The sequence below is a fragment of the Streptomyces sp. NPDC006743 genome, assembly GCF_040703815.1.
Taxonomy (GTDB): Bacteria; Actinomycetota; Actinomycetes; order Streptomycetales; family Streptomycetaceae; genus Streptomyces.
In genome coordinates this window covers 48,995-72,983 of record NZ_JBEYJA010000016.1, presented here as the reverse complement: position 1 = coordinate 72,983, position 23,989 = coordinate 48,995, and the positions used below count along the sequence as shown (strand labels likewise).

At 73.9% G+C, this 23,989-nt stretch carries 19 protein-coding genes and 1 pseudogene; 13 read left to right on the top strand and 7 right to left on the bottom strand.

What is annotated here, in order from left to right; genetic code table 11:
* The first annotated feature begins 2 nt into the window (after positions 1-2).
* Genes ABZ719_RS16265 through hypE form a run of 3 tightly spaced genes read left to right on the top strand, consistent with a single transcriptional unit; the run spans position 3 to position 2,567 of the window.
* On the top strand, positions 3-341 hold the full coding sequence (locus tag ABZ719_RS16265; RefSeq protein WP_366725824.1) for a HypC/HybG/HupF family hydrogenase formation chaperone: 339 nt from the start codon (positions 3-5) through the stop codon (positions 339-341).
* Positions 338-1,498: a hydrogenase formation protein HypD gene (hypD, locus tag ABZ719_RS16260; protein ID WP_366725823.1), complete on the top strand. Its 1,161-nt coding sequence runs from the start codon at positions 338-340 to the stop codon at positions 1,496-1,498. The genes ABZ719_RS16265 and hypD overlap by 4 nt, the downstream gene beginning before the upstream one ends.
* Positions 1,491-2,567, top strand: a complete 1,077-nt coding sequence (gene hypE, locus ABZ719_RS16255) for a hydrogenase expression/formation protein HypE (RefSeq protein WP_366725822.1) — start codon at positions 1,491-1,493, stop codon at positions 2,565-2,567. Before hypD ends, hypE begins: the two co-directional genes overlap by 8 nt.
* Before the next feature lie 78 nt (positions 2,568-2,645).
* Here hypE and hypA read toward each other — a convergent pair whose 3' ends face one another.
* From hypA to ABZ719_RS16235, 4 genes are read right to left on the bottom strand one after another with little or no spacing between them, the layout of a single operon-like run.
* Positions 2,646-3,005, bottom strand: coding sequence for a hydrogenase maturation nickel metallochaperone HypA (gene hypA, locus ABZ719_RS16250; protein WP_366725893.1), 360 nt, complete (start codon positions 3,003-3,005; stop codon positions 2,646-2,648).
* A gap of 2 nt (positions 3,006-3,007) precedes the next feature.
* Positions 3,008-3,595 carry a NifU family protein gene (locus ABZ719_RS16245; RefSeq protein WP_366725821.1) on the bottom strand — a complete coding sequence of 196 codons (588 nt, stop codon included), beginning with the start codon at positions 3,593-3,595 and terminating at the stop codon, positions 3,008-3,010.
* Positions 3,588-5,381, bottom strand: coding sequence for a nickel-dependent hydrogenase large subunit (locus ABZ719_RS16240; RefSeq protein ID WP_366725820.1), 1,794 nt, complete (start codon positions 5,379-5,381; stop codon positions 3,588-3,590). The genes ABZ719_RS16245 and ABZ719_RS16240 overlap by 8 nt, the downstream gene beginning before the upstream one ends.
* Positions 5,378-6,943 (bottom strand): hypothetical protein, encoded by a 1,566-nt coding sequence (locus ABZ719_RS16235; RefSeq protein WP_366725819.1) that lies wholly within the window; start codon positions 6,941-6,943, stop codon positions 5,378-5,380. Before ABZ719_RS16235 ends, ABZ719_RS16240 begins: the two co-directional genes overlap by 4 nt.
* A 183-nt stretch (positions 6,944-7,126) precedes the next feature.
* Here ABZ719_RS16235 and ABZ719_RS16230 point away from each other — a divergent pair, with 183 nt between their 5' ends.
* On the top strand, positions 7,127-7,600 hold the full coding sequence (locus ABZ719_RS16230) for an MSMEG_6728 family protein (RefSeq protein WP_366725817.1): 474 nt from the start codon (positions 7,127-7,129) through the stop codon (positions 7,598-7,600).
* Between the two features lie 88 nt (positions 7,601-7,688).
* On the top strand, positions 7,689-8,726 hold the full coding sequence (locus ABZ719_RS16225; RefSeq protein ID WP_366725816.1) for a YhjD/YihY/BrkB family envelope integrity protein: 1,038 nt from the start codon (positions 7,689-7,691) through the stop codon (positions 8,724-8,726).
* On the opposite strand, the gene ABZ719_RS16220 is transcribed toward ABZ719_RS16225, so the two are convergent.
* Positions 8,702-10,099, bottom strand: coding sequence for a GAF domain-containing SpoIIE family protein phosphatase (locus ABZ719_RS16220; RefSeq protein WP_366725815.1), 1,398 nt, complete (start codon positions 10,097-10,099; stop codon positions 8,702-8,704). The two genes, ABZ719_RS16225 and ABZ719_RS16220, sit on opposite strands and share 25 nt — an antisense overlap.
* 254 nt (positions 10,100-10,353) lie before the next feature.
* Between ABZ719_RS16220 and ABZ719_RS16215 the strand changes: the two are divergent.
* The 5 genes and pseudogenes from ABZ719_RS16215 (at position 10,354) to ABZ719_RS16195 (ending at position 17,515) form a co-directional block, all read left to right on the top strand.
* Positions 10,354-14,017: pseudogene (locus ABZ719_RS16215) on the top strand (nitrate reductase subunit alpha).
* Positions 14,014-15,651 carry a nitrate reductase subunit beta gene (gene narH, locus ABZ719_RS16210; RefSeq protein WP_366725814.1) on the top strand — a complete coding sequence of 546 codons (1,638 nt, stop codon included), beginning with the start codon at positions 14,014-14,016 and terminating at the stop codon, positions 15,649-15,651. Before ABZ719_RS16215 ends, narH begins: the two are co-directional and overlap by 4 nt.
* A complete protein-coding gene (gene narJ / locus ABZ719_RS16205) occupies positions 15,648-16,367 on the top strand; it encodes a nitrate reductase molybdenum cofactor assembly chaperone (protein ID WP_366725813.1) in 720 nt (239 codons plus the stop codon). Before narH ends, narJ begins: the two co-directional genes overlap by 4 nt.
* A complete protein-coding gene (gene narI, locus ABZ719_RS16200; RefSeq protein WP_366725812.1) occupies positions 16,364-17,107 on the top strand; it encodes a respiratory nitrate reductase subunit gamma in 744 nt (247 codons plus the stop codon). The genes narJ and narI overlap by 4 nt, the downstream gene beginning before the upstream one ends.
* 75 nt (positions 17,108-17,182) lie before the next feature.
* Positions 17,183-17,515, top strand: a complete 333-nt coding sequence (locus ABZ719_RS16195; protein WP_366725811.1) for a LuxR family transcriptional regulator — start codon at positions 17,183-17,185, stop codon at positions 17,513-17,515.
* Positions 17,516-17,585: 70 nt separating this feature from the next.
* Here the strand turns inward: ABZ719_RS16195 and ABZ719_RS16190 are convergent, their stop codons facing one another.
* The gene (locus ABZ719_RS16190; protein ID WP_366725810.1) at positions 17,586-18,788 is read right to left on the bottom strand and encodes a chitinase; all 1,203 of its coding nucleotides are present in this window, start codon (positions 18,786-18,788) and stop codon (positions 17,586-17,588) included.
* A gap of 172 nt (positions 18,789-18,960) precedes the next feature.
* Between ABZ719_RS16190 and ABZ719_RS16185 the strand changes: the two genes are divergently transcribed.
* From ABZ719_RS16185 to ABZ719_RS16175, 3 genes are all read left to right on the top strand, one after another.
* On the top strand, positions 18,961-20,097 hold the full coding sequence (locus ABZ719_RS16185) for an NAD(+)/NADH kinase (RefSeq protein WP_366725809.1): 1,137 nt from the start codon (positions 18,961-18,963) through the stop codon (positions 20,095-20,097).
* A gap of 157 nt (positions 20,098-20,254) precedes the next feature.
* Positions 20,255-20,758, top strand: a complete 504-nt coding sequence (locus ABZ719_RS16180; RefSeq protein ID WP_366725808.1) for an SRPBCC family protein — start codon at positions 20,255-20,257, stop codon at positions 20,756-20,758.
* Entirely contained in the window at positions 20,751-22,385 is a 1,635-nt protein-coding gene (locus ABZ719_RS16175; protein ID WP_366725807.1) for an NAD(P)/FAD-dependent oxidoreductase, read from the top strand. The genes ABZ719_RS16180 and ABZ719_RS16175 overlap by 8 nt, the downstream gene beginning before the upstream one ends.
* Positions 22,386-22,606: 221 nt before the next feature.
* Here the strand turns inward: ABZ719_RS16175 and ABZ719_RS16170 are convergent, their stop codons facing one another.
* Positions 22,607-23,776: a PP2C family protein-serine/threonine phosphatase gene (locus ABZ719_RS16170; RefSeq protein ID WP_366725806.1), complete on the bottom strand. Its 1,170-nt coding sequence runs from the start codon at positions 23,774-23,776 to the stop codon at positions 22,607-22,609.
* Positions 23,777-23,989 lie beyond the last annotated feature (213 nt).

Sequence of the window (23,989 nt, the reverse complement as noted above, 5' to 3'; positions counted from 1 at the left end):
CCATGTGCTTGGCAGTGCCCGGCAAGGTCGTGTCCATCGACCACCGCGCCGACCCGCTCACCGGACTGGTGGACTTCGGCGGGGTGAGCAAACAGGTGTGTCTGGAGTACCTGCCCGACCTGCGGGTGGGGGAGTACGTGATCGTTCACGTCGGGTTCGCCCTGCAACGGCTGGACGAGGCGTCGGCCCGCGCGTCGCTGGAACTGTTCGAACAACTGGGCCTGCTGGAGGAGGAGTTCGGCGACGCCTGGGAGCAGGCGGCGCGGCAGGCCGGACGCGCGGCCCCGCCCGCCTGGGCGGCCCCGGCGGCGCGCGAGGAGAACGGGAGCGAGGCCCCATGAAGTACATCGACGAGTTCAACGACCCGGCCCTGGCGCGGCGGCTGCTGGACGAGATCCGGGCGACGGTCACCCGGCCCTGGGCGCTGATGGAGGTCTGCGGCGGCCAGACCCACTCCATCATCCGGCACGGCATCGACCAGCTGCTGCCCGAGGAGGTGGAGCTGATCCACGGGCCGGGCTGTCCGGTGTGCGTGACCCCGCTGGAGGTCATCGACAAGGCACTGGAGATCGCCGCCCGCCCCGAGGTGATCTTCTGCTCCTTCGGGGACATGCTGCGGGTGCCGGGCACCGGCCGTGACCTGTTCCGCGTCAAGGGCGAGGGCGGTGACGTCCGGGTGGTGTACTCGCCGCTCGACGCGCTCCGGCTGGCCCGGCAGCACCCGGACCGGCAGGTGGTGTTCTTCGCCATCGGCTTCGAGACGACCGCGCCCGCCAACGCCATGGCCGTGCACCAGGCCCGCCGTCTCGGTCTGGACAACTTCAGCCTGCTCGTCTCCCACGTCCGGGTCCCCCCGGCCATCGACGCGATCATGACGGCCCCGGCCTGCCGGGTGCAGGGCTTCCTCGCCGCCGGGCACGTGTGCAGCGTCATGGGCACCGACGAGTACCCGGAGCTGGCCGCACGGCACCGCGTCCCGATCGTCGTCACCGGTTTCGAACCCCTCGACATCCTGGAGGGCATTCGCCGCACCGTGCGCCAGCTGGAGCGCGGCGAGCACCGGGTGGACAACGCCTATCCGCGCGCGGTGCGCGAGAGCGGCAACCCGGCCGCCCTGCGGATGCTCCAGGAGGTCTTCGAGGTCGCCGACCGCTCCTGGCGCGGCATCGGCCGCATCCCCGCCAGCGGCTGGCGGCTGTCCGAGGCCTACCGCGCCTACGACGCCGAGCACCGTTTCGACGTCACCGGCATCCGCACCGAGGAGCCCGCCGTGTGCCGCGCGGGCGAGGTCCTGCAAGGCCTGATCAAGCCCACCGAGTGTGCCGCGTTCGGCAAGGAGTGCACCCCGCGCACCCCGCTGGGCGCCACCATGGTCTCCAGCGAGGGCGCCTGCGCGGCCTACTACCTGTACCGCCGGATGAACGGCCCCACCCCCCAGGGACCGCCCACCCCCCAGGGACCGCCCGCCCCGCAGGAGGAGTTGAACACCGTTGGCTGACCTCGCGAGCCCGGACGCGGCCGTCGACCCCGCGAACTGGACCTGCCCCGCCCCGCTGCGCGACCAGCCGGTCGTGGTGATGGGTCACGGCGGGGGCGGCGCCCTGTCCGCGGAACTGATCCAGGACGTCTTCGCCCCGGCCTACGGCAACCCCACCCTCGCCGCCATGGGCGACTCCGCGGTCCTGAACCTCGGCGGTGCGCGCCTGGCGTTCTCCACCGACTCCTACGTGGTGCGTCCGCTGTTCTTCCCCGGCGGCAGCCTCGGCGACCTGGCCGTCAACGGCACCGTCAACGACCTGGCGATGAGCGGGGCCCGCCCCGCCTTCCTGTCCGCGGCGTTCGTCCTGGAGGAGGGCGTCGAGCTGGCCGTCGTCGACCGGATCGCCCGCGCCATGGGCGCGGCGGCCGAGACGGCCGGCGTCACCATCGCCACCGGAGACACCAAGGTGGTGGAGGCCGGGCACGGCGACGGCGTGTACGTCACCACCGCCGGTGTCGGGCTCGTCCCCGAGGGCGTGGACATCCGGCCGCAGCGTGCCAGACCGGGCGACGCGGTCCTGGTCAGCGGCCCGATCGGCCTGCACGGCGTGGCGATCATGAGCGTCCGGGAGGGCCTGGAGTTCGGCGTCGAGATCGCCAGCGACACCGCGCCCCTGGCCGACCTGGTCGCCACCATGCTCGCCGTCACCCCGGACCTGCACGTACTGCGCGACCCGACCCGCGGCGGACTCGCCGCCTCCCTCAACGAGATCGCCCGCGCCTCCGGCACCGGGGTCCGGCTCCACGAGCGGTCCCTGCCCGTCCCCGAGGCGGTCGCCAACGCCTGCGGATTCCTGGGCCTGGACCCGCTGTACGTGGCCAACGAGGGCAGGCTCGTCGCCTTCGTGCCGGCCGCCGAGGCCGAGGCGGTCCTGGCGGCGATGCGCGCCCACCCGCAGGGCACCGGCGCCGCGCTCGTCGGGGAGTGCGTCGCCGAACACCCCGGCATGGTGGTCGTCTCCACCGGTCTCGGCGGGACCCGGGTCGTCGACCTGCCGCTGGGGGAGCAACTGCCCCGCATCTGCTGACCCGTCCGGACGGCACGGCGGCCCGCCGGTGCACCGCGCACCCGCGGGCCGCCGCTGCGTCCGCGACCGGCCTGCCCGTCAGGTGGCCGCTCGCGGCGCCGTCTCGATCGCGGTGATGGCCAGTTCCCGTCCGCTGCGCAGGTCCTGCGAGGGCCGGTCGCAGCGCGGGCACCAGAAGAACGGCGGGACGCCCACCGCGAACTCGGCCGCGCACGGACCGCAGTACGCCCGCGCGGGCACCTGCTCGACGACGAGCCGGGCGCCGGACAGCGCGGTGCCCGCCCGCACCACCTCGAACGCGAAGTCCAGGGCGTCGGGCACCACTCCGGACAGCTCACCCACCCGCACGGTCACCGCCGAGACGGTGTCCGCGCCCTCGGCCAGGGCGAGTTCCCCGGCCCGTTCCACCAGCGCGGCGGCGATCGACACCTCGTGCACCGTCACCTCCGGGAGGCCGGGCGGGCCAGGGCGTCCAGCGGGACGAACGCGGGAGCCGCCCGCCGTCCGGACGGTTCCGGCAGCCGCTCCACCCCCGCCAGTTCGGGGGCGGCGGCGAGCACCGCCTCACGGACCGCCTCCACGAGACCGGAGGCCGCGGCGCCGCAACCGGCACCGCACCCGCCGCCGCCCTCGCTCACCCGCACCCGGGCCACCCGTCCCTCCAGCCCCACCCACTCCACGTCGCCGCCGCGCTCGCGCACGGCCGGCCGCAGCCGCTCCACGGCGCGCGCGGCCCGGCGCTCGGCGGGCTCGGGGTGGATGCCGTGCAGCACCAGCAGATGCCCCACCAGCTCGTCCTCGGTCACAGCGGCCCGCCCGTCCGGCTCGCCGCCCGCGTGTTCGAGCAGCCGGGCCAGCGCCTCGCCGTAGACCTCGCTCAGCAGCCGCACCGCCTCCAGCGCGCGCCCTGCCGTCGGGCCCGGCGCGGACTCCAGCTCGGCGAGCAGCCCGTCGATGCGGGCCAGCCGCGCCTCGGCGCCGGCGTCCGTGAGCCGGGCCGCGGGGGACTGCTCCGCCGCCTCAGCCATGGGAGGCTCCGTAGGTGGGGCTGTGCAGGGTGGTGAGCGTCCTGCCGTTGCCGGTGTACATGTGGACGCCGCACGGCAGGCAGGGGTCGAAGCTGCGGACGGTGCGCATGATGTCGACGCCCTTGAAGTCGTCGGGGCCGTTCTCCTCGAAGACCGGCTGCCCCTGGACGGCGTCCTCGTAGGGCCCGGGTGTGCCGTAGTGGTCGCGGGGGCTGGCGTTCCACGGGGTGGGCGGGTACGGGTGGTAGTTGGCGATCTTCCGGTCCTTGACGACGAGGTGGTGGGAGAGGACCCCGCGGACCGCCTCGTGGAATCCGCAGCCGATCGCCTCGTCGGGCACCTCGAAGTTCTCGAAGACCTTCGTCTCGCCGGCGCGCACCAGCGCCATCGCCTCGTCGAGGAACTGGAAGGCCATGGCGGCGGCGTAGGCGATGAAGTAGGGGCGGGCCCGGTCGCGTTCGAGGGTGTTGGACCACTTGGGGATGTGCCATTCGAGCGTCGACTCGGGCAGGGTGTCGCCCCTGGGCAGGGTGATGCGGACGCTGTGGCCGGTGGCCTTGACGTAGGGGGTGTCGACCAGGCCGTTGAGGGCGGTGGACCACAGCCGGGCCAGCGGGCCGCCGCCGGTGTCCAGGGCCAGGTGGTCGCCGCTGCTCCGGTCGTACCAGCGGGGGCTCATGACCCAGCTGTAGTTGCCGTCGAAGTCGCGTTTCTGCGGGACGGGGACGGTGGTCTGGTTCCACGGATGGCGCATGTCGACCGGGTTGCCCAGCGGGTCGTGGGTGACGAAGGGCGCTTCGCCGGTCCAGTCCTCGTAGTAGGAGGAGCCCAGCAGGATCCGCAGGCCGAGGTTGATGTCGACGAGGTCGCTGGTCACCAGCCGGCCGTCGACGATGATGCCGGGGGTGACGTACATCGCCCGGCCCCAGGTGTTCATGGTCTCGTAGCGGTAGTCGCACACGCCGGGGTTCTGGAAGGCGCCCCAGCAGCCGAGCAGGACGCGCCGGCGGCCGACCTCCTCGTAGCCGGGCAGCGCCTCGTAGAAGAAGTCGAAGACGTCGTCGTTCATGGCGACGGCCTGTTTGACGAAGTCGACGACGTGCAGGAGCCGGGAGAGGTAGTCGGTGAAGGCGGTCGGGGAGGGCACCGTGCCGACACCGCCGGGGTAGAGGGTGGAGGGGTGCACGTGCCGGCCCTCCATCAGGCAGAACATCTCCCGCGTCACCCGCGAGACCTTCAGCGCCTCCTTGTACACCTCGCCCTCGAACGGGTTGAAGGCGCGCATGATGTCGGCGATGGTGCGGTAGCCGTGGATGTCGCCGCGGGGCGCCTGGGTGCGTTCCGCGCGGGCCAGGACGGACGGGTTGGTGGCCTTGACCATGGCCTCGCAGAAGTCCACGAAGACCAGGTTGTCCTGGAAGATCGTGTGGTCGAACATGTACTCGGCGGCTTCGCCGAGGTTGGTGATGTGCTCGGCCAGCGGCGGCGGTTTGACGCCGTACGCCATCTGCTGGGCGTAGTTGGAGCACGTGGTGTGGTTGTCGCCGCAGATGCCGCAGATGCGCGAGGTGATGAACCCGGCGTCCCGCGGGTCCTTGCCCTTCATGAACACCGAGTACCCGCGGAACAGCGACGAGGTGGAACGGCAGTCCACCACCTCCCTGTTCGCGAAGTCGATCTTGGTGTAGATGCCCAGGTTGCCGATGATCCGGGTGATCGGGTCCCAGGACATGTCCACGATCTGAGCGGGTCTGCGCCCCGCCCCGTGCGCCTCGGTCGCCGTCATGTCAGTGAACCTCGTTCCTCGTCGTCCGCGAGACGCGGCTCGACCTCGTCGGGGCGGAAGTAGTGGAAGCGGCCGTACCAGGTGTGCAGTTCGGCCGCCGGGTCGTCGTCCACGGTGACGGCGAGGTGCATGCTGCCGTCCACGTCGTGGAAGAGCGCGGCGACGCGGGCGGCGCGTCCCGCGAGGAACATGTCCTGCGCGTCGGCGCCGCGGCGTGGACGGAGCCGCACCCGGCTGCCGGCGCCCACCCGCACCCCGTCGACCAGCACGGTGTCCGTCGCCGGCGACAGGCCGTCGTCGCCGCCCTCCCGCCACCACACGGGCCGCCCGGCACCGGGCCGCCGAGCGCCGCCGGCGGCCCCCGGCCCGCCGGACGTGCCGCCCGGTGCGGGCTCCTGCGGGGGTGCGGCCGTGACCGCGCGCTCCGCGGCGGGGGCCAGGGAGCGGATGGCGCCGTGGAGACGGGAGAAGACCTCCGGGGGCATGGTGTCGACCCGGTCGAGGATCTCCGCCGCGCGCGGATCCGTGGCGCGCGCCTCGGCCTTCTCCGCGTCCGTCAGCAGCATCGTGCGCAGCGTGAGGATCTCGTCGATCTCCGCGGCGTCGTGCAGGTCACCCGGACTCTCGGGCGCCACCCGCGGCCGGTCGGGGAGGATGATGGGGGCGGAGAGCATCATCTCCCCGACGCCCTCGGGGCGGTCGCCGGCCGGCTCCGCGCCGCCGAGGACGGGGAAGGTGAACGCGTTGCGGCAGGCGCCCGCGAGGTCCGCCAGTTCCTCGGGCGGGTCGATCAGCGACACGAACTCGACCCCCGTCCCGCCGATGAGCGTGTGGGTGGCGACGAGCGCGCGGCGCAGCACCTCCTCCCGCGGCGCCTTCGGGTCCGGGTCCGCTCCGGTGTTCTCGGTGCGCACCCGCAGCCGGACCAGTCCGGGCCCGGCCCGCCGCGCCGTGATCGTGGTGCGGGCCCGCACCTCCTCGCACCGGCCCACCACCCGGCCGGCCCGCCCGGGCAGCGGCTCGGTCTCCGTACCGGCCGGCGCGCCCACCGGGGCGGTGAACCCGTCGCCGCCGAGCAGGCCGGCCGGCGCGACGGTGAGGTCCCTCTCGCGCGGTACCGCCTCGTCGAAGGTCAGGTGCACCGCGCCGTCGTCCGTGCGCAGCGAGGCGACGGGGCGGTGCCGGCCGTCCGCTTCCGCCGCCTCCACCTGCTTGTGCCGCACCTGGAGGTAGCGCAGGCGCACCCGCAGTACGGCGTCCGGCCGCCGGATGCGCAGCAGGCACTCCGTCTGCTGGTACCAGGAGTCGGCGGAGCCGGACGGTCCGGCCGTGACGGGCCCGTCGCGTTCCGCCCGGCCGCGGGGCAGCAGCACCCCGAACTGCCAGCGGACCCGGTTCTTGGGGGAGGAGCGGCGGTAGGGGTAGAGCAGGTAGCCCTCGTACAGGACGGCGTCGGCCACCGCGCTCAGCCGCGCGAAACCGCCCCCGTCGGGGCCGGAGCCCGGGGCATCACCGGCGGCACCGGGGTGGGCGGCGCCGTCCTCGGCCACGGCATCGGGCATCCGGCCTCCTGGGGTCGTGTGTGCCGCATCTCTTCCACCACCCGCACCCGCCTCACCCGCTGTCCGCCCCTGCGGCTCACCGCGTTGCGCCGTCCGGCGGAACCCGCCCCCCGCCGGCCGGCGGCACAGGGCAGACTGCCGGGGCGAGGAGGAGCCCCACGACCACCAGCCGCGGACGGTGCCATGCAGACCTTCCTGCCCTACCCCGTCTTCGCCGAGTCGGCGCGGGTGCTCGACCGCCGCAGACTGGGCAAGCAGCGGGTCGAGGCGCTGCAGGTGCTGCGCGGACTGACCGTCCCCGGCTACGGCTGGCGCCGGCATCCGGCGGTGCGCATGTGGGCCGGCTACGAGGAAGCCCTGGTGCGCTACGGACTGGACGTGTGCCGCGTCTGGCGCGAGTACGGCCACCAGGACAGCTGCGCCGCCTCCCTCGTCGCCGATCTCGCCGCCCACCGTCCGGGCCTGCGGGTGCGCGAGCAGCAGGAGCTGGCCGCGGCCGGTGAGCTGCCGCCCTGGCTGGGCGACGAGGCCCTGCACCGCAGCCACCGCTCGGCCCTGGTGCGCAAGGACCCGGACCACTACGCGGACCTGTTCCCGGGGGTGCCGGACGACCTGCCGTACGTCTGGCCGGCCTCGGACCGGGAGGCCGCGCCGTAGCCCTCCCGCATGGAACGCCCTGGCCAGGGCACTTGGACCGGGCGGCGTACGCGGCAGCGGAGCTGCGGCCGACCGTGTGGGAGAGCGCATGGGAGTGCTGGCCCGGGTGGACTCCTACCAGCGACGGCACCGCTGGGCGGGGCTGCCGCTGGCCGTGGTCTACAAGTTCTACGACGACCAGGCGGCGTACCTGGCCGCCCTGCTGACGTACTACGGCTTCCTCGCGCTCTTCCCGCTGCTGCTCTTCCTCGTCGCGGTGCTCAGCGCCGTCCTCAGCAGCAGCCCCCACCTGCAGCACGCGGTACTGAACTCGGCCCTCGGCGAGTTCCCCGTGATCGGGGACCAGATCGCCCACAACATCCACTCGTTCCAGGGCAACGTGCTCGCCGTCGCGGTGGGTGTGGCCGGCAGTGTCTACGGGGCGCTGAACGTCGCCCAGGCCACGCAGCACGCGCTGAACAAGATCTTCGCCGTGCCCCGGCACGCCCGGCCCGACCCGTTCCGCTCACGTCTGAAGGGCCTGAAGTTCCTGTCGCTGCTCGCGCTCGGCCTGTGTGTCACCACCGCACTGTCCACCGCCGAGGAGTGGGCGTCGGGCCTGTTCGGCGCCCGGCTGGCCGTCGGGGTCCGGGTGGCCGCCGACGTGCTGGCCGTCCTCCTGTACGCGGCGCTGCTGGTCGCCAGCTACCGGCTGCTGACCCGGCGCCGGCTGCCCCTGCGCGTGCTGGGCGGTCCGGCGCTGGGCGCGGGGTGCGCCTGGCAGGGACTGCTGTGGGTCGGCACCTACTACGTCGGCCACGTGCTGCGGGGCGCCACGGCGACGTACGGTCTGTTCGGCATCGTGCTCGGCCTGCTCGCCTGGATCTACCTGGGCTCGCTGGTCTACGTCCTGACCGCCGAGGTCGGCGCCGTGCGGTGCATGCGGCTGTGGCCCCGCAGCCTGCTCAGCCCGTTCACCGACCGCGTCCACCTCAGCGCGGGCGACCAGCGGGCCTACCGGTCCTACGCGACGACCGAGTCCTTCAAGGGGTTCGAGAAGATCACCGTCCACTTCGACCCGCCCCCGCACGCGCGCGCCGACGACGACCCGGGACCGGGGGATCACGACCCGGGCTGCCCCTCCTGAGCCGGGCCGCGGCCCCCTTCCGGCGCCGCGGGCACCCGCACCGCGAGCAGGGCCACGTCGTCGTCGTACGCGTCCTGCCGGGTGATCAGCGCGTCGCACAGCGCGTGCAGCGGGGCGGTGGCGAGGGCGGCCGCCCGTGCGGCCAGCTGCCGCAGACCGGCGTCGATGTCCTGGCCGCGGCGTTCGATCAGACCGTCGGTGAACAGCAGCAGGGTGCTCGCCCAGGGCAGGGCCACGCTGTGGTCGGGACGCGGCAGCGCGGGATCGACGCCGACCGGGATGCCGTGCTGCTCGGGGGCCAGCACGTCGACGGTGCCGTCGGCGGTGACCAGCAGGGGCGGCGGATGCCCGGCGTTGGTCCAGCGCACCGTGTAGCCGGTGCCCGGCTCGTGCTCGATGCGGGCCGCGACCAGGGTGGCCGCCGTCGGCTCGCCGTACATGGCCAGAGCCCGGTCGAGCCTGTCGACGACCAGGCCGGGCGGTCCGCAGCGGTCGAAGGCCAGGGCACGCAGCATGTTGCGGATCTGCCCCATCAGCGGCGCCGCCTCCACGTCGTGACCGGTGACGTCGCCGACGACGACGAACACCGCGCCGTCCGGCAGCAGTGTGGCGTCGTACCAGTCGCCGCCGAGCCGGGGCAGTTCGGAGGCCGGTTCGTAGCGCGCCTCGACACGCAGCGGCGCGAGATCGGGCAGGACGGGCAGCATCCGGCGCTGGAACTGTTCGGTGGCCCCCTTGAGGCGTTCGTACAGCCGGGCGTTCTCGATGCTGACGCCCGCGGCGCTGGCCAGCGCGGTCAGCAGCGCCTCGTCGTCGTCACGGAACGGCGTCCCGTCCTCCTTGTCGGCGAGGTACAGGTTGCCGTACACCGTGCCGCGCACCGTCAGGGGCACGCCCAGGAGGGTGCGCATCACCGGGTGGCCCTCGGGGAAACCGACCGAGCGGGGGTCGGCCGCCACGTCGTCCACGCGCAGCGGCCTGCGGTCCGCGATCAGGCTGCCCAGCAGCCCGTGGCTCTGCGGGAGCCCGGACTCGGCCTTGAGCTGCTCGGCGTCCACGCCCGCGGTGATCAGGTCGGTGAAGTCGCCGTCCTCGCCGAGCACCCCGAGGGCCCCGTAGCGGGCGGCGACGAGGTCGGTGCCCGCGTCCACGATGTGCTGGAGCAGGGCCCTGGTGTCCATGTCCGCGCTCATGGCCACCACCGCGTCCAGCAGCCGGCGCAGCCTGCCCTGTCCGCGGGCCAGCCGGCGCACCTGCGCCCTCAGCTCCTCGAAGGACCCCGGCCCGGCCCGGCGGCCGATCTCCTCCAGCGCGGCGGCCACCTGCCCGGCCGTCTCGTCCGCGGGCTCCCACAGCCATGGATCGTCGGACATGCCAGGCACCTCCCGCCAAGAACCGGAGCCCCGTTCGTTCCCCCCTCGGCGCCCCGCACGATCACCTTACGCCGCCGCCCGGAAGGCGGCTTTTGGGATGATTCGCGCGATTGGCCGCTTGTCGCCGCGCCGGTGACGGCCAAGACTGGCGATGGCCGGACCCCGACCCGCACGGGCCGCGTCCGGCCGGGTCCTGACGCGAGAGAGGCGAGAGTGTGAGCACCGACCGCCCGGGTGAGGCCCTCGAACGTCTGATGCGCTCGGCGCAGTACTTCTTCCCCGGCGAGCAGTCGTCCGACCGGCGGGTCCTCTACCGCGACGGGGGCCGTGCGGCCGACGAGTTCTACCGGGAGCGGTGGCGGCACGACCGGGAGGTGCGCTCCACCCACGGCGTGAACTGCACGGGGTCCTGCTCGTGGCGGGTGTTCGTCAAGGACGGCATCATCACCTGGGAGACACAGGCCACCGACTACCCCTCGGTGGGCCCCGACTCGCCCGAGTACGAGCCGCGCGGCTGCCCGCGGGGCGCCTCCTTCTCCTGGTACACCTACTCGCCCACCCGCATCCGCCACCCGTACGTGCGCGGCCCGCTCCTGGACCTGTGGCGGCAGGCCCGCGCCCGCACCGCCGACCCGGTCGCCGCCTGGGAGTGGCTCACCTGCGATCCCGGGCGCCGCGCGGCGTACAAACGGGCCCGCGGCAAGGGCGGCTTCGTGCGCTGCACCTGGCAGGAGGCCGTCGAACTGGTCGCGGCGGCGCAGGTGCACACCGTCAAGCGGTACGGCCCGGACCGCATCGTCGGCTTCTCGCCGATCCCGGCCATGTCGATGGCCTCCTACGCGGCGGGCACCCGCTACCTGTCGATGATCGGCGGGACCATCTCCTCCTTCTACGACTGGTACGCCGACCTGCCGATGGCCTCGCCGCAGGTGTTCGGCGACCAGACCGACGTACCGGAGTCCGGCGACTGGTGGAACGCCGGGTACCTGATCGTGTGGGGCACCAACCTGCCGATCACCCGCACACCGGACGCGCACTTCATGACCGAGGCGCGCTACCGGGGACAGAAGGTCGTCGTGGTCTCGCCCGACTACGGCGACCACACCAAGTTCGCCGACGACTGGCTCGCCGCGGCCCCCGGCACCGACGGGGCGCTCGCCATGGCCATGGGGCACGTCATCCTCACCGAGTTCTACCGCGACCGGCAGGTGCCCCGCTTCACCGAGTACGCCAAGACCTACACCGACCTGCCGTTCCTGGTCCGGCTGCGGGAGCGCGACGGGGCGCCCGGCGCCCACGTCCCCGACAAGTTCCTCACCGCCGCGGACCTGCCCGGGGCGGACGAGGAGGAGGCGGCCGCGTTCAAGACCGTCCTCCTGGACGCCCGCACCGGCGAGCCGGTCGTGCCGAACGGATCACTGGGCTTCCGCTGGACCGTCCCCGAGGACGGCCCCCGCTGGAACCTGCGGCTCGACGGCACCGACCCGCTGCTGTCCCTGCACGGAAGACCCGGCGGCGAGGCGGTGGCGGTGGACCTGCCGCGCTTCGACGCCGGGCCGGGGGAGTCCGGGGGAGTGCTGCGGCGCGGCGTGCCGGCGACCCGGATCGGCGGCCACCTCGTCACCACCGTCTTCGACCTCGTCATGGCCCAGTACGCGGTGGCCCGCGAGGGCCTGCCCGGCCAGTGGCCCACCGGATACGACGACGCGAGCGTGCCCTGCACCCCCGCCTGGCAGGAGGCCGTGACCTCGGTGCCCGCGGCGGCGGCGGCGCGGGTGGCCCGGGAGTTCGCCCGCAACGCCGAGCGCACCGGCGGCCGGTCCATGATCGCGATGGGCGCGGGCACCAACCACTGGTTCCACTCCGACCAGATCTACCGCTCCTTCCTCTCCCTGGTGATGCTGACCGGCTGCCAGGGCGTCAACGGCGGCGGCTGGGCGCACTACGTCGGCCAGGAGAAGGTCCGCCCGCTCACCGGCTGGTTCCACCTCGCCTTTCGGGCTGGACTGGCAGCGGCCCACCCGGCACATGGTGGGCACCCCGCTGTTCTGGCTGGCCACCGACCAGTGGCGCTACGAGGCCTTCTCCGCGGACGTGCTCACCAGCCCGCTCGGGCAGGGCCGGCTCGCCGGCCGGACGCTGCCGGACTGCAACGCGCTCGCCGCCCGGCTGGGCTGGATGCCCTCCCACCCGGCGTTCGACCGCAACCCGCTCGACCTGTGCGACGAGGCCGAGCGGGCCGGCAAGGAGGTCGCCGACCACATCGTCGGCGAACTGCGGGCCGGGCGGCTGCGGTTCGCCGCCGAGGACCCGGACGACCCGGCCAACTTCCCCCGGGTGCTGCTCATCTGGCGCGCGAACCTGTTCGCGTCGTCGATGAAGGGCCACGAGTACATGCTGCGCCACCTGCTCGGCACCGACGACGCGGTGACCGCCCCCGAGACCCCGCCCGCTCTGCGCCCCAAGGACGTCACCTGGCGCGAGCAGGCGCCGGTGGGCAAGCTCGACCTGTCGGTGGCCGTCGACTTCCGGATGACCAGCACCTGCCTGTTCTCCGACGTCGTCCTGCCGGCGGCCACCTGGTACGAGAAGTACGACCTGTCCTCCACCGACATGCACCCCTTCGTGCACGCCTTCAACCCGGCGATCGCACCGCCCTGGCAGACCCGCAGCGACTTCGACATCTTCCATACGATGGCCGCCGAGTTCTCCCGGCTGGCCGCCACCCACCTCGGCGTGCGCCGGGACGTCATCGCGGCCCCGCTCGCCCACGACACCCCGGACGAACTGGCCCAGCCGCACGGCCGGGTGCTCGACTGGAGGGCCGGCGAGTGCGCGCCCGTGCCCGGCCGCACCATGCCCAAGCTGACCGTCGTCGAGCGCGACTACACCAAGGTCGCCGAGAAGATGGCCGCCGTGGGGCCGCTCATCGACACCCTCGGCACCTCCACCAAGGGCCTCACCTGGAGACCCGGGCAGGAGATCGCCTACCTGCGCGCCCGCAACGGCACGGTCCGCGGCGGAGTCGCCGACGGGCGGCCCTCCATCGCCCGCGACGACCAGTTCTGCGAGGCCGTCCTGGCACTGTCCGGCACCACCAACGGGCGGGTGGCCGTGCAGTCGCTGCACGCGCTGGAGGAACGCACCGGCGTCCCCCTCGCCGACCTGGCCGAGGAACGCTCCGGCGACCGCATCACCTTCGAGGACACCCGCGTCCAGCCGCGCGCGGTCATCACCTCCGCGGAGTGGTCCGGCACCGAGTCCGGCGGGCGCCGCTACTCGCCCTTCACCGTCAACGTCGAACGCCTCAAACCCTGGCACACCCTCACCGGCCGCCAGCACTTCTTCCTCGACCACGACTGGATGGCCGAGTTCGGCGAGCAACTACCCGTGTACCGGCCCCCGTTGAACATGCTCGCCCATGTCGGCGACCCCCGCCGGGACGTGCGGGGGCACCCCGAACTCGTGGTGCGCTACCTCACCCCGCACTCGAAGTGGTCCATCCACTCCGAGTACCAGGAGAACCTGCACATGCTCACGCTGTTCCGCGGCGGCCCGGTGATCTGGATGAGCCCGCTGGACGCGGAGCGGATCGGCGCCGCCGACAACGACTGGATCGAGGCGTACAACCGCAACGGCGTGGTCGCCTGCCGCGCCGTGGTCACCCACCGCATGCCCGAGGGAACCGTCTTCATGTACCACACCATCGACCGCCACCTGAACGTGCCGCGCACCGAGACCTCGGGGCTGCACGGCGGCGGCGACAACTCCCTCACCCGCCTGGTGATCAAACCCACCCATCTGATCGGCGGCTACGCCCAGTTCAGCTACGGCTTCAACTACATCGGTCCCACCGGGAACCAGCGGGACGAGATCACCGTGATCCGCCGGCGCGCCCAGGAGGTCGACTTCCGATGAAGGTGATGGCCCAGGTCGCGATGGTGATGAACCTCGACAAGTGCATCGGCTGCCACACCTGCTCGGTGACCTGCAAACAGACCTGGACCAACCGGCCGGGCTCCGAGTACATCTGGTTCAACAACGTCGAGACCAAGCCCGGCGCCGGCTACCCGCGCCGCTACGAGGACCAGGAGAAGTGGAAGGGCGGCTGGACCCTGAACCGCCGCGGCCGGCTGACGCTCAGGTCCGGCGGCCGGGTGCGCAAGCTGCTCAGCCTCTTCTACAACCCCGAACTGCCCTCGCTCGACGACTTCTACGAGCCGTGGACGTACGACTACCGCAGCCTGACCACCGCGCCGCTGTCCGACAGCTTCACCAGCGCCCGTCCCAAGTCCCAGCTCACCGGCCGGGACATGCGGCCCGTGCACGGCCCGAACTGGGACGACGACCTGGCCGGCGCCGGTGAGTACGCAGCCGCCGACCCGAACCTGGAAGGGCTCGCCGAACGGGTGCGGATGGAGTTCGAGCACACGTTCATGTTCTACCTGCCGCGCATCTGCGAACACTGCCTCAACCCGTCCTGCGTCGCCTCCTGCCCGTCGGGCGCGATGTACAAGCGCGAGGAGGACGGCATCGTCCTCGTCGACCAGGACCGCTGCCGCGGCTGGCGGTTCTGCGTCTCCGGCTGCCCCTACAAGAAGGTCTACTTCAACCACCGCACCGGCAAGGCCGAGAAGTGCACCTTCTGCTACCCGCGCATCGAGGCCGGGCAGCCCACCGTCTGCTCCGAGACCTGCGTCGGCCGGCTGCGCCACCTGGGAGTGATGCTCTACGACGCCGACGCCGTCCTCGACGCCGCCTCCGTCAAGGACGACAAGGACCTCTACGAGGCCCAGCTGTCGGTCTTCCTCGACCCGCACGAGCCGTGGGTGCGGGAGGCCGCCGAACGCGACGGCGTCGCCCGCGACTGGATCCAGGCCGCCCAGCGCTCGCCGGTGTACGCCCTGATCAAACGGCACCGGGTCGCGCTGCCGCTGCATCCGGAGTACCGCACCCTGCCGATGGTGTGGTACGTCCCCCCGCTCTCCCCGGTCGCCGACGCCGTGCACGCCACCGGCTACCACGACGACGACCCCGACCGGATCTTCGCCGCCATCGAGGCGCTGCGCATCCCCGTCGAGTACCTCGCGAACCTCTTCACCGCCGGGGACACCGCCGTCGTCGAGGGCGTGCTGCGCACACTCACCACCATGCGCGCCCACATGCGGGCCAGACAGCTGGGCGACCCCGCCCCGCGCGACCTGCTCGACCGCGTCGGTGCGAGCGCCGACGACATCGAGGACCTGTACCGGCTGCTCGCCGTCGCCAAGTACGAGGAGCGCTACGTCGTCCCCAAGGCGCACGCCGAGGGATCGGGCGCGCTGATGGCCCAGCACTGCTCCCTGGACCGCCCGGGCGGCGGGAGCGACCGGGGGGCGCGCGAGGACGACGTGCTCGGCCCGGTGCCGCCGCCCCCGCTGCCCGGTCTCACGGCACCGGGCGGCGGCAGCCAGTTCCACGACAGCGACGGACAGGTGCGCTTCAACCTCCTCGGCTGGAACGGCGACGGCCCGGCACCCGGACTCTTCGGCGCCCCGGGGGACGCCTCGTGAGCCCGCGCCTCGCCCCGCGCCGCACCCCCCGGCGGGCCGCCGACACCCCGGTGGTGCACCGCGTCGCCGCCGTCCTGCTGCGCTACCCGGACCCCGCCGCGCTCGCCTGCCTCGACGACGTCACCGAGGCCCTGCCCGCCGTCACCGACGCCACCGACCGGGCCCGGCTGGCCGCCGTCGCGGCGCACCTGCGCGCCCTGACACCGACCGAGGCCGCCCAGCGCTACGTCGCCACCTTCGACCACACCCGCCGCCGCTCCCTGCACCTGACCTACTACCGGCACGGCGACACCCGCGCGCGGGGCATGGCGCTGCTCGCCCTCAAGCACACCTACCGGCAGGCCGGCCAGGAGCCCCCCGAGGACGAACTGCCGGACTTCCTGCCGCTCGTGCTGGAGTTCGCCGCGCTCGCCCCCGAGCCCGGACACCGCGTCCTCGTGCAGTGCCGGGCCGGGCTCGAACTGCTCCGCCGGGCGCTCGCGGAACGGCGCGACCCGTACACGCCCGTCCTGGAGACGGTGTGCGGGCGACTGCCCCCGCCGGACCGCCGCGAGCGGGAGACCTGGCGGCGGCTGGCCGCCGACGGGCCGCCCGCGGAACAGGTCGGGCTCGATCCCTTCGCCCCGCCCGAGTACATGGCCGGCGCCTCCGCCCCCGCGCCGCACCCGGGGCCCGTGCCCACGTCCGTCGCCGCCCCGACCGGAGAGAGCCGATGAACTCCTGGGACCTGTGGTGGTGGGTCATCCTGCCCTACCTCGCGCTCGTCACCTTCGTCGTCGGCCACGTGTGGCGCTGGCGCTACGACCAGTTCGGCTGGACCAGCCGCTCCACGCAGCTCCAGGAGCGGCGCCTGCTCAAGTGGGGCGGACCGCTCTTCCACTACGGCACGTTCGCGGCCATCGCCGGACACGTCCTCGGCATCCTCGTGCCGGAGTCCTTCACCCGGTGGCTCGGCGTCCCGGAGAACACCTACCGCTGGTTCTCCACCATCGGCGGCACCGTCGCCGCGCTCGCGGTGATCGCCGGGGTCGCACTCCTGGCCTTCCGGCGCACCACCGTGCCCCGGGTGCGCGCCTCCACCAGCCCGGTCGACTGGCTGGCGCTGGTCCTGCTGGCGATCGTGATCGTGCTGGGCGTCATCCCGACGATGGGCGTCAACCTCTTCGGCGCAGGCTACGACTACCGGCAGAGCGTGGCGCTGTGGTTCCGCGGCCTGTTCGCCGGGAACCCCGACGTCGCGGCCATCGCGCACGCGCCGCTGATCTACCGGGTCCACGCGACCGCGGCCTGGGCCATCCTCGCGGTGTGGCCCTTCACCCGGCTCGTGCACGCCTGGAGCGTCCCGCTGTGGTATCTGTGGCGTCCCTACGTCCTCTACCGGCGCCGGGTGCCCGCCCACCCCGCCGAGCCGGGCACCGGCGGCCGCCGCTGGCGCCGTATCGGGGTCCGCTACTGAGGCCCGGCCGCCGCGGCCCGGCGCGGCGGCCCCCTCCGCCCCGTCCGCATCCACCGTCCCGCTGAGGAGCGAGCCATGCAGAAGATCTCCCTCGACGCCCGCGCCCGTGAGCACCTGGAACGGGCGGGGGCCTCCTCCAACGGCCGCAGCGCGGAGACCGTCTACGGCGGCCACGAGCACGTGCTGCGGCAGACCCTCATCACCCTGCGCGCCGGAACCGCCCTGACCGAGCACGAGAACCCCGGCGAGGCGACCGTGCTGGTGCTGCGCGGACGGGTCCGGCTGCGCAGCGGCGACGCCTCCTGGGACGGCATGGCCGGGGACCTGCTCATCGTGCCCGGGGCACGGCACGCTCTGGAGGCCCTCGAGGACGCCGCGGCGCTGCTGACGGTCGCCAAGCGGCCCTGACCGCACGGCGACGGCCGGCCGCGGCGGGAGAACACCCGCGCCGCGGCCGGCCGTCGCCGCTCTCAGGGCGTCAGCAGGCGCCCTCGTCCTGCCACGGTCCCCACTGGGAGGCCCCGGGCGTCTCGTTCTGCGTCCACCACTTGGCCTTCCAGTTGTGCTTGCCGTAGGAGACCTCGCTGCCTCCGGTGTACGCGGTGCCCGCGTCCCAGGCCGTCCTGCAGCCGGTGCCCGGCGGGGGTGTGGTGGGAGGCGTGGTGGGCGGGGTCGCCCCGGCGAACTTCACCGAGTACTTGGCGAAGTCCCAGGAGTTCTGCGGCACGCTGGAACAGGTGCCGGAGGTCCGGCCGCCGTTGTCGGGCGGCGAGCACTGCCGGTCGCGGTTGAGCGACCAGAAGGTGAAGCGGTCCATGTTGTGGGCGGTGGCGAAGTCCAGCACGGTCTGGAAGTCGCTCTGCGGGAACATCTCGCCCGTGTCGCTGCGGCCGTTCATGCCGGAGAAGCCCTCGTGGGCGTAGGCGGTCGCCTCGTTCCAGCCGAACGTGGACTGGAGCACCTGGTTGAACTTGGCCAGCGCGGCGGTCTGCGAGGCCGCGCCGTTGAAGCCGCCGTCGAAGGGCATGATGGAGAAGTTGTTCGGGGTGAACCCCTGGGACTTGGCCTCCAGCAGCATCTGCTTGCCGAACCAGCCGGTGCCGTCCGCCGTCCCGGCGGTGGTGACGGAGACGTACAGCCCCGGGTTGTTCTGCTGGAGGATCTTCGCCGCGCCGATCTCGTTCCTGATGGCGGCCGTGTTCTCGTACTCCGGCTCCTCCAGGTCGAAGTCGATGGCGTGCAGCCCGTACTTGGTGATGACCTGCTGGTACGCCGCGGCCGTGGCCGCCGGGTCCGAGCAGGCCTGCCCGAGCTTGGTGCCGCCGTATCCGCCGATGGAGACCGAGACGTCGCCGCCCTTGGCACGGATGCCGTCGATCACGGACTTCACGGCCGTGTCCGAGGAGACCGGGGCCGTGCCGTCCCAGGTGGGTGAGCAGCCACCGCCGTTGGGGGCGAGGACGAAGGCGAGCTGGAAGGCCTTCAGACCGGTGGCGTCCATGATGGCGCCCGCGTCCGGCGGGTCGTTGTCCAGCGGCATGAGGTAAGGGGCCGCGGCGTACCAGCGGTTGCCGAGCGCGCTCGGCGCGCCCGAGGCGTTGCCGGCGACCAGGGCGGTGGTGCCGAGGGCGGCGAGCCCGACGGCGGCGGTCGCGCCCAGACATGCGCGAAGACGTCTCACTGCGTGCCTCCAGGGGAGGGGAGGTGGTGGGGGAGCGGCCCCAGCTTCCTGACGCTGTTGCGAGCACGTCAATGGATTGGTCTGGACCAGACGATTCTTTGGACTAGACCATAAGATTCCTTTACCTGCGCCCAGTGCTGGCCGCCCCGCTCCGGGGGAACCCGGCCGAGCTGTGACAGTGCATCGCATCGGCCTGGTCGTGCACGGCGGGCGGCCCGAGGCCGTCGCCGCCCAGCGGATCGTGCACGCATGGTGCGAGGAGCGCGCCGTACGCTGCACCGACATCGACGTGTGGCACGACGGCGGCCGGCGCAGCGCCGGCGAGGAGGTGGAGGCCGCGGGCGACCCCGACCTCATCGTCACCCTGGGCGGCGACGGCACCTTCCTGCGCGGCGCCCGGCTCGCCGCCGAACACGACGCCCTGGTCCTGGGCGTCGACCTCGGCCGGGTCGGCTTCCTCACCGAGGTGCCCGCCGCGTTCGTGCGCTCCGCGCTGGACGCCGTTCTCGACGGCCGGCTGACCGTCGAGAACCGGCTGCTGCTCACCCTGCGCGCCTCCCGCCGCCTGGAGGTGCCCGCGGGCATCGAGGAGCTGATGCGCTACGGCCGCCGCCCGCTGCTCCCGCCGCCCCGGGTGCGCACCGACTGCGAGGCCGGTGACGACTGGGGCATCGCCCTGAACGTCACCGCGCTCAACGACATCGTCGTGGAGAAGCTCGCCCGGGACCGGCAGGTGTCCGTCGGCGTCTACATCGCCGGCCGGCTCCTGGCGTCGTACTCCGCCGACGCCCTGCTCGTCGCCACCCCGACCGGGTCGACCGCCTACAGCTTCGCCGCCGGCGGTCCCGTCGTCTCCCCGCGCGCGGACGCCCTGGTCTTCACCCCGGTCGCCCCGCACATGGCGTTCAACCGCTCGGTCGTGGCCGCGCCGGACGAACCCGTCGCGCTGCGCGTGCTGGAACGGTCCGGGCAGGCGGCCGTCAGCATCGACGGGCAGCTGCGGGGCGTGCTCGACCCGGGGGACTGGATCGGCGTCTACGCGGCCCCGCGCCGGCTGCGGGCCGTACGCCTGGGGCCCATGGACTTCTACGGCCGGCTGCGCGAGCGCATGAACCTCACCGACGCCCCGGCGGCCGTGGCCGACGGCACCCCCGCACCGCTGTGGCCCGTGACGACCCCGCCCCCCGGAGACCTCACCCACCTCGCACTGCCCCCCGCCCCCGGCGCACCCGGCGCCCCCTGCCCCCCGCCGGGGCCCGGCGAGGACGAAGCGCTCGCGGGTGAGCCGGACGGGCACGAGCGGCGGTAGCCGGCCGGCCCCGAGCCCACCCGGCCCGGGCCCCGGACCGGCCCGGGCCGCGGCGCGCTCCCGGGCCGGCGCACGCGGCGAGAGACCCTCGGTTGGCCCGGGCCGCAGGGGGCACTCGGTCGGCCGACCGCACCACAGCCGATCCCCGGAGGCACGCGTGGCCGTACGTCACCGTCTGATCAGGACCAGTCCGCGGACCGTGTGGGCCCTCCTCGCCGACGGCACCCGCTACGCCGAGTGGGTCGTGGGCACCGAGCGCTCGCAGCCGGTGCGCGGACGGTGGCCGCAGCTCGGCTCCGCCCTGGAGTACCAGGTCCGCCTCGGACCGCTGCGCCTGACCAACCAGACCATCGTGCGCAACTGCGAAGAGGGCGCGCTCCTCGAACTCGAGGCGCACGCGGGCTTCCTGGGCACCGCGCGCATCGCCATCGAACTGCGCCCCTGGGGCGAGCACTGCCTGGTGATCGTGGACGAACACCCCCTCCAGGGCGCGGGCGGTGTGGTGCACAACGTGGGCGTCGAGTCGTTGATCCAGATCCGTCACCGCGCCATGCTCGCCCGCCTGGCCAAGGTGTGCGAGGCCGACGGCGCGCACGAGGCGCGGGAGCGGGCCGCACGGCACCCCGTCGGTCCGTCCGGACCCGGAGGCGGCCATGGCTGACGCCGTGGTGATCGGGGCCGGCCCCAACGGTCTGGTGGCCGCGAACCTGCTGGCCGACGCGGGCTGGGGCGTGGAGGTCCTGGAGGAGCAGCCCGAGCCGGGCGGGGGCGTACGGCACGACCGGGGCGTTCATCCCCACTTCGTCCACGACCTCTTCAGCTCCTTCTACCCGCTGGCCGCAGCCTCGCCCGTGCTGGCCCGGCTCCGGCTCCAGGACCACGGCCTGACCTGGAGCCACGCCCCGCACGTCCTGGCCCACCCGCTCACCGACGGCCGGTGCGCCGTCCTGGACCGGAGCATCGACACCACCGCCGCCTCCCTCGACGCGTTCGCCGACGGCGACGGGGAGGCCTGGCGGGGCCTGCACGAGATCTGGCGGCGGCTGGGACCCGACCTGATGGACGCCCTGTTCGCGCCGTTCCCGCCGGTCAGGGCCGGGGCCCGGCTGGCCGCCCGGCTGCGCGGCGCGGGCGGACTGCGACTGGCCCGCACCATGCTGCTGCCGGTACGCCGGATGGGGGAGGAGGAGTTCCGCGGCGAGGGCGGCCGGCTGCTCCTGGCCGGCAACGCGCTGCACGCGGACCTCGCCCCGGAATCCGCCGGCAGCGGCGGGTTCGGCTGGCTGATGTCCATGCTCGGGCAGAGCAACGGCTTCCCCGTCCCGGTCGGCGGGGCCGGCGCCCTGACCCAGGCCCTGACCCGGCGGCTGCGCGCGCACGGCGGCACGCTGCGCTGCGGCGAGCGGGTCGACCACGTCGTGGTGCGCGGCGGACGCGCCGTCGCCGTACGCACCGCGGGCGGTGCCACGGTGCCCGCGGACCGCGCCGTGCTCGCCGACGTGTCCGTGCCCGCCCTGTACGGCGGGCTCGTCGATGCCCGGCACCTGCCCGCGCAGCTCCTCGCCGACCTGCGGCGCTTCCAGTGGGACTTCGCCACCTTCAAGGTGGACTGGGCCCTGGACGGGCCGGTGCCCTGGCGGGCCGGGCAGGCCGCGGGGGCGGGCACCGTCCACCTGGCCGACGGATTCGACGAACTCACCCGGTTCGCCGCCCAGATCGCCATGCGCCAGGTCCCCGACCGGCCGTTCGCGCTGTTCGGCCAGATGACGACCGCGGACCCCACCCGCTCACCGCGCGGCACCGAGTCCGCCTGGGCGTACACGCACGTCCCCCGGGAGATCACCGGGGACGCGGCCGAGGAGGGCCTGACGGGCACCTGGGACACCCGGGAGCAGGAGATCATGGCCGACCGGATGGAACGGCAGGTCGAACGGTTCGCGCCCGGCTTCCGCGCGAAGGTCCGCGCCCGCCGGATCCTCGCCCCGCCCACGCTCCAGGCGCTCGACAGCAACCTCGATACCGGTTCCATCAACGGCGGCACCACCGCCCTCCACCAGCAGCTCGTGTTCCGCCCGGTCCCCGGCACGGGTCGCCCGGAGACACCCGTGGCGGGTCTCTACCTCGCCTCCGCGGGAGCCCATCCCGGCGGCGGTGTCCATGGCGCGCCGGGCGCCAACGCGGCCCGCGCCGCCCTGCGCCGCCGGCTGCCGCCGGGACTGTTCCGGGCCCAGCGGGCGCTGGCGCACCGGGACCGGGCGGGCCACCGCACGGCACCGGAGTCCGGCTGACCGCTGGGCGGCACCGGCCTCCGGCTGCCGGGAGGCGGCGGGAACGGGCGGCCCGGGAGGGGCGTGCCGCGGCCCGGCTCCGGTCGGGCCGTCCGGACCGGGCAGCGCAGGAGGAGCGGCCGGGCGCCGGACAGGCGTCCCGCGGGCCGGACAGCTCAGGAGGGGCGGGCGGGCGCCGGACAGGCGTGCGTCCCGTGGGCCGGCCCGGTGGGCGGTGCGGGTCAGGAACGGGAGTCGCCGGGCAGGCGGTACGCGGCGAGCGCGGCGATGTCGTCGTCGAGGTTTCCTCCGCTGTAGGCGAGCAGGTCCTCGTGCAGGCGGTCGAGGAGTTCCCGGGGCGCGAGGCCGACCCAGGGGCCGACCCGCTCGGCAAGCGGGTAGAAGGCCCCGCCGGGATCCCGGGTCTCGGTGACGCCGTCGGTGTAGAGCAGCAGCTGGTCGCCGGGCCTGAACGGCTCCACGTCCTGGTGGTAGCCGTCACCGATCAGCACCCCCAGGTTGATGGGCGGGGACGGGTCGGTCGCGTGCAGTTCGGCCACCCCGCCCTCCTTGATGATCAGCGGGGGCGGATGACCGCAGTTGACGATGCGGATGACCGGCTCGTGGTCGGGGATCTCCGCGAACACCGCGGTGACGAAGCGTTCCGCCGCCTCACCGCCGGGCAACTGCGCGGCGTGGCGGCTCATGCTCCGCTCCATGCGGCGGGCGACGCCGGTCAGGTCCGTCTCGTCGTGGGCGGCCTCACGGAAGGCGCCCAGCATGGTCGCCGCCGTCTCGACGGCCACCAGCCCCTTGCCGCGGACGTCGCCCACCAGCAGCCGGACCCCGAACGCCGTCGGCACCACCTCGTACAGGTCGCCGCCGATGCGTGCCTCCGCCGCCGCGGACAGGTAGAGGGTCTCCACGGCGACCTGGCCGAGCCGGCGGGGGACCGGGCGCAGTAACACCCGCTGCGCGGTCTCCGCCACCGTGCGCACCGTGGCCAGCGTGCGTTCACGGCGGGTGCGGTGCACCGCGAGGATCGTCCCCAGCACACCGACCAGCGAGGTGCAGACGTAGTTGGCGACGTAATGGCGGTCCCACAGGTAGCCCACGGACCGGCCGGCGCAGCACGGGGTGCCCGCCAGCACGCCTTCGAACACGATGGCGAAAACGGTGACGACGGCCACCGCCCAGGGCCCGTAGGAGTAGGCCGCGACGAGTGGCAGCGCGATGAGCAGGAAACTCACCGGCCAGTCCACCGGAGTGACCGGTTCGATGGCCAGGACGACCGCGAGGTAGCCGACCGGCAGCCAGCGCAGCCAGGGCGGCGGCGCGGGCAGGCGGGGCCGCTCGCCTCCCGCGCGCGCCGTGCGGGAGGCGCAGTGCCCGCCGCGGAGCGGCCGCCTCACCGTTCGCTCCCGCACAGCCCGGCCGCCGGGCGGCAGCCCGCGCAAGCACCGGACGCGCGCACGCGGGCGCGCGCGAACGTGTGGGCCGTCCGGGGGAGGCGGTCCACGCGCCATGACTCGGGCGGCCTGTTCACAGGAACTCCCGACGGGCTCGGCCGGACCACCAGCGCGCCGGGCGGCCCCGCCCGGTCCGGCCCCTTGCTCCGGGCATGG

What these genes read in the sequence shown, in the direction of transcription:
- ABZ719_RS16230 (WP_366725817.1), top strand. Translation starts at nt 7,127, where the DNA reads ATGCAGACCTTCCTGCCCTACCCCGTCTTCGCCGAGTCGGCGCGGGTG.
- ABZ719_RS16235 (WP_366725819.1), bottom strand. Translation starts at nt 6,943, where the DNA reads ATGCCCGATGCCGTGGCCGAGGACGGCGCCGCCCACCCCGGTGCCGCC.
- ABZ719_RS16245 (WP_366725821.1), bottom strand. Translation starts at nt 3,595, where the DNA reads ATGGCTGAGGCGGCGGAGCAGTCCCCCGCGGCCCGGCTCACGGACGCC.
- narI (WP_366725812.1), top strand. Translation starts at nt 16,364, where the DNA reads ATGAACTCCTGGGACCTGTGGTGGTGGGTCATCCTGCCCTACCTCGCG.
- hypD (WP_366725823.1), top strand. Translation starts at nt 338, where the DNA reads ATGAAGTACATCGACGAGTTCAACGACCCGGCCCTGGCGCGGCGGCTG.
- ABZ719_RS16195 (WP_366725811.1), top strand. Translation starts at nt 17,183, where the DNA reads ATGCAGAAGATCTCCCTCGACGCCCGCGCCCGTGAGCACCTGGAACGG.
- ABZ719_RS16225 (WP_366725816.1), top strand. Translation starts at nt 7,689, where the DNA reads ATGGGAGTGCTGGCCCGGGTGGACTCCTACCAGCGACGGCACCGCTGG.
- ABZ719_RS16240 (WP_366725820.1), bottom strand. Translation starts at nt 5,381, where the DNA reads ATGACGGCGACCGAGGCGCACGGGGCGGGGCGCAGACCCGCTCAGATC.
- ABZ719_RS16265 (WP_366725824.1), top strand. Translation starts at nt 3, where the DNA reads ATGTGCTTGGCAGTGCCCGGCAAGGTCGTGTCCATCGACCACCGCGCC.
- narH (WP_366725814.1), top strand. Translation starts at nt 14,014, where the DNA reads ATGAAGGTGATGGCCCAGGTCGCGATGGTGATGAACCTCGACAAGTGC.
- ABZ719_RS16175 (WP_366725807.1), top strand. Translation starts at nt 20,751, where the DNA reads ATGGCTGACGCCGTGGTGATCGGGGCCGGCCCCAACGGTCTGGTGGCC.
- ABZ719_RS16220 (WP_366725815.1), bottom strand. Translation starts at nt 10,099, where the DNA reads ATGTCCGACGATCCATGGCTGTGGGAGCCCGCGGACGAGACGGCCGGG.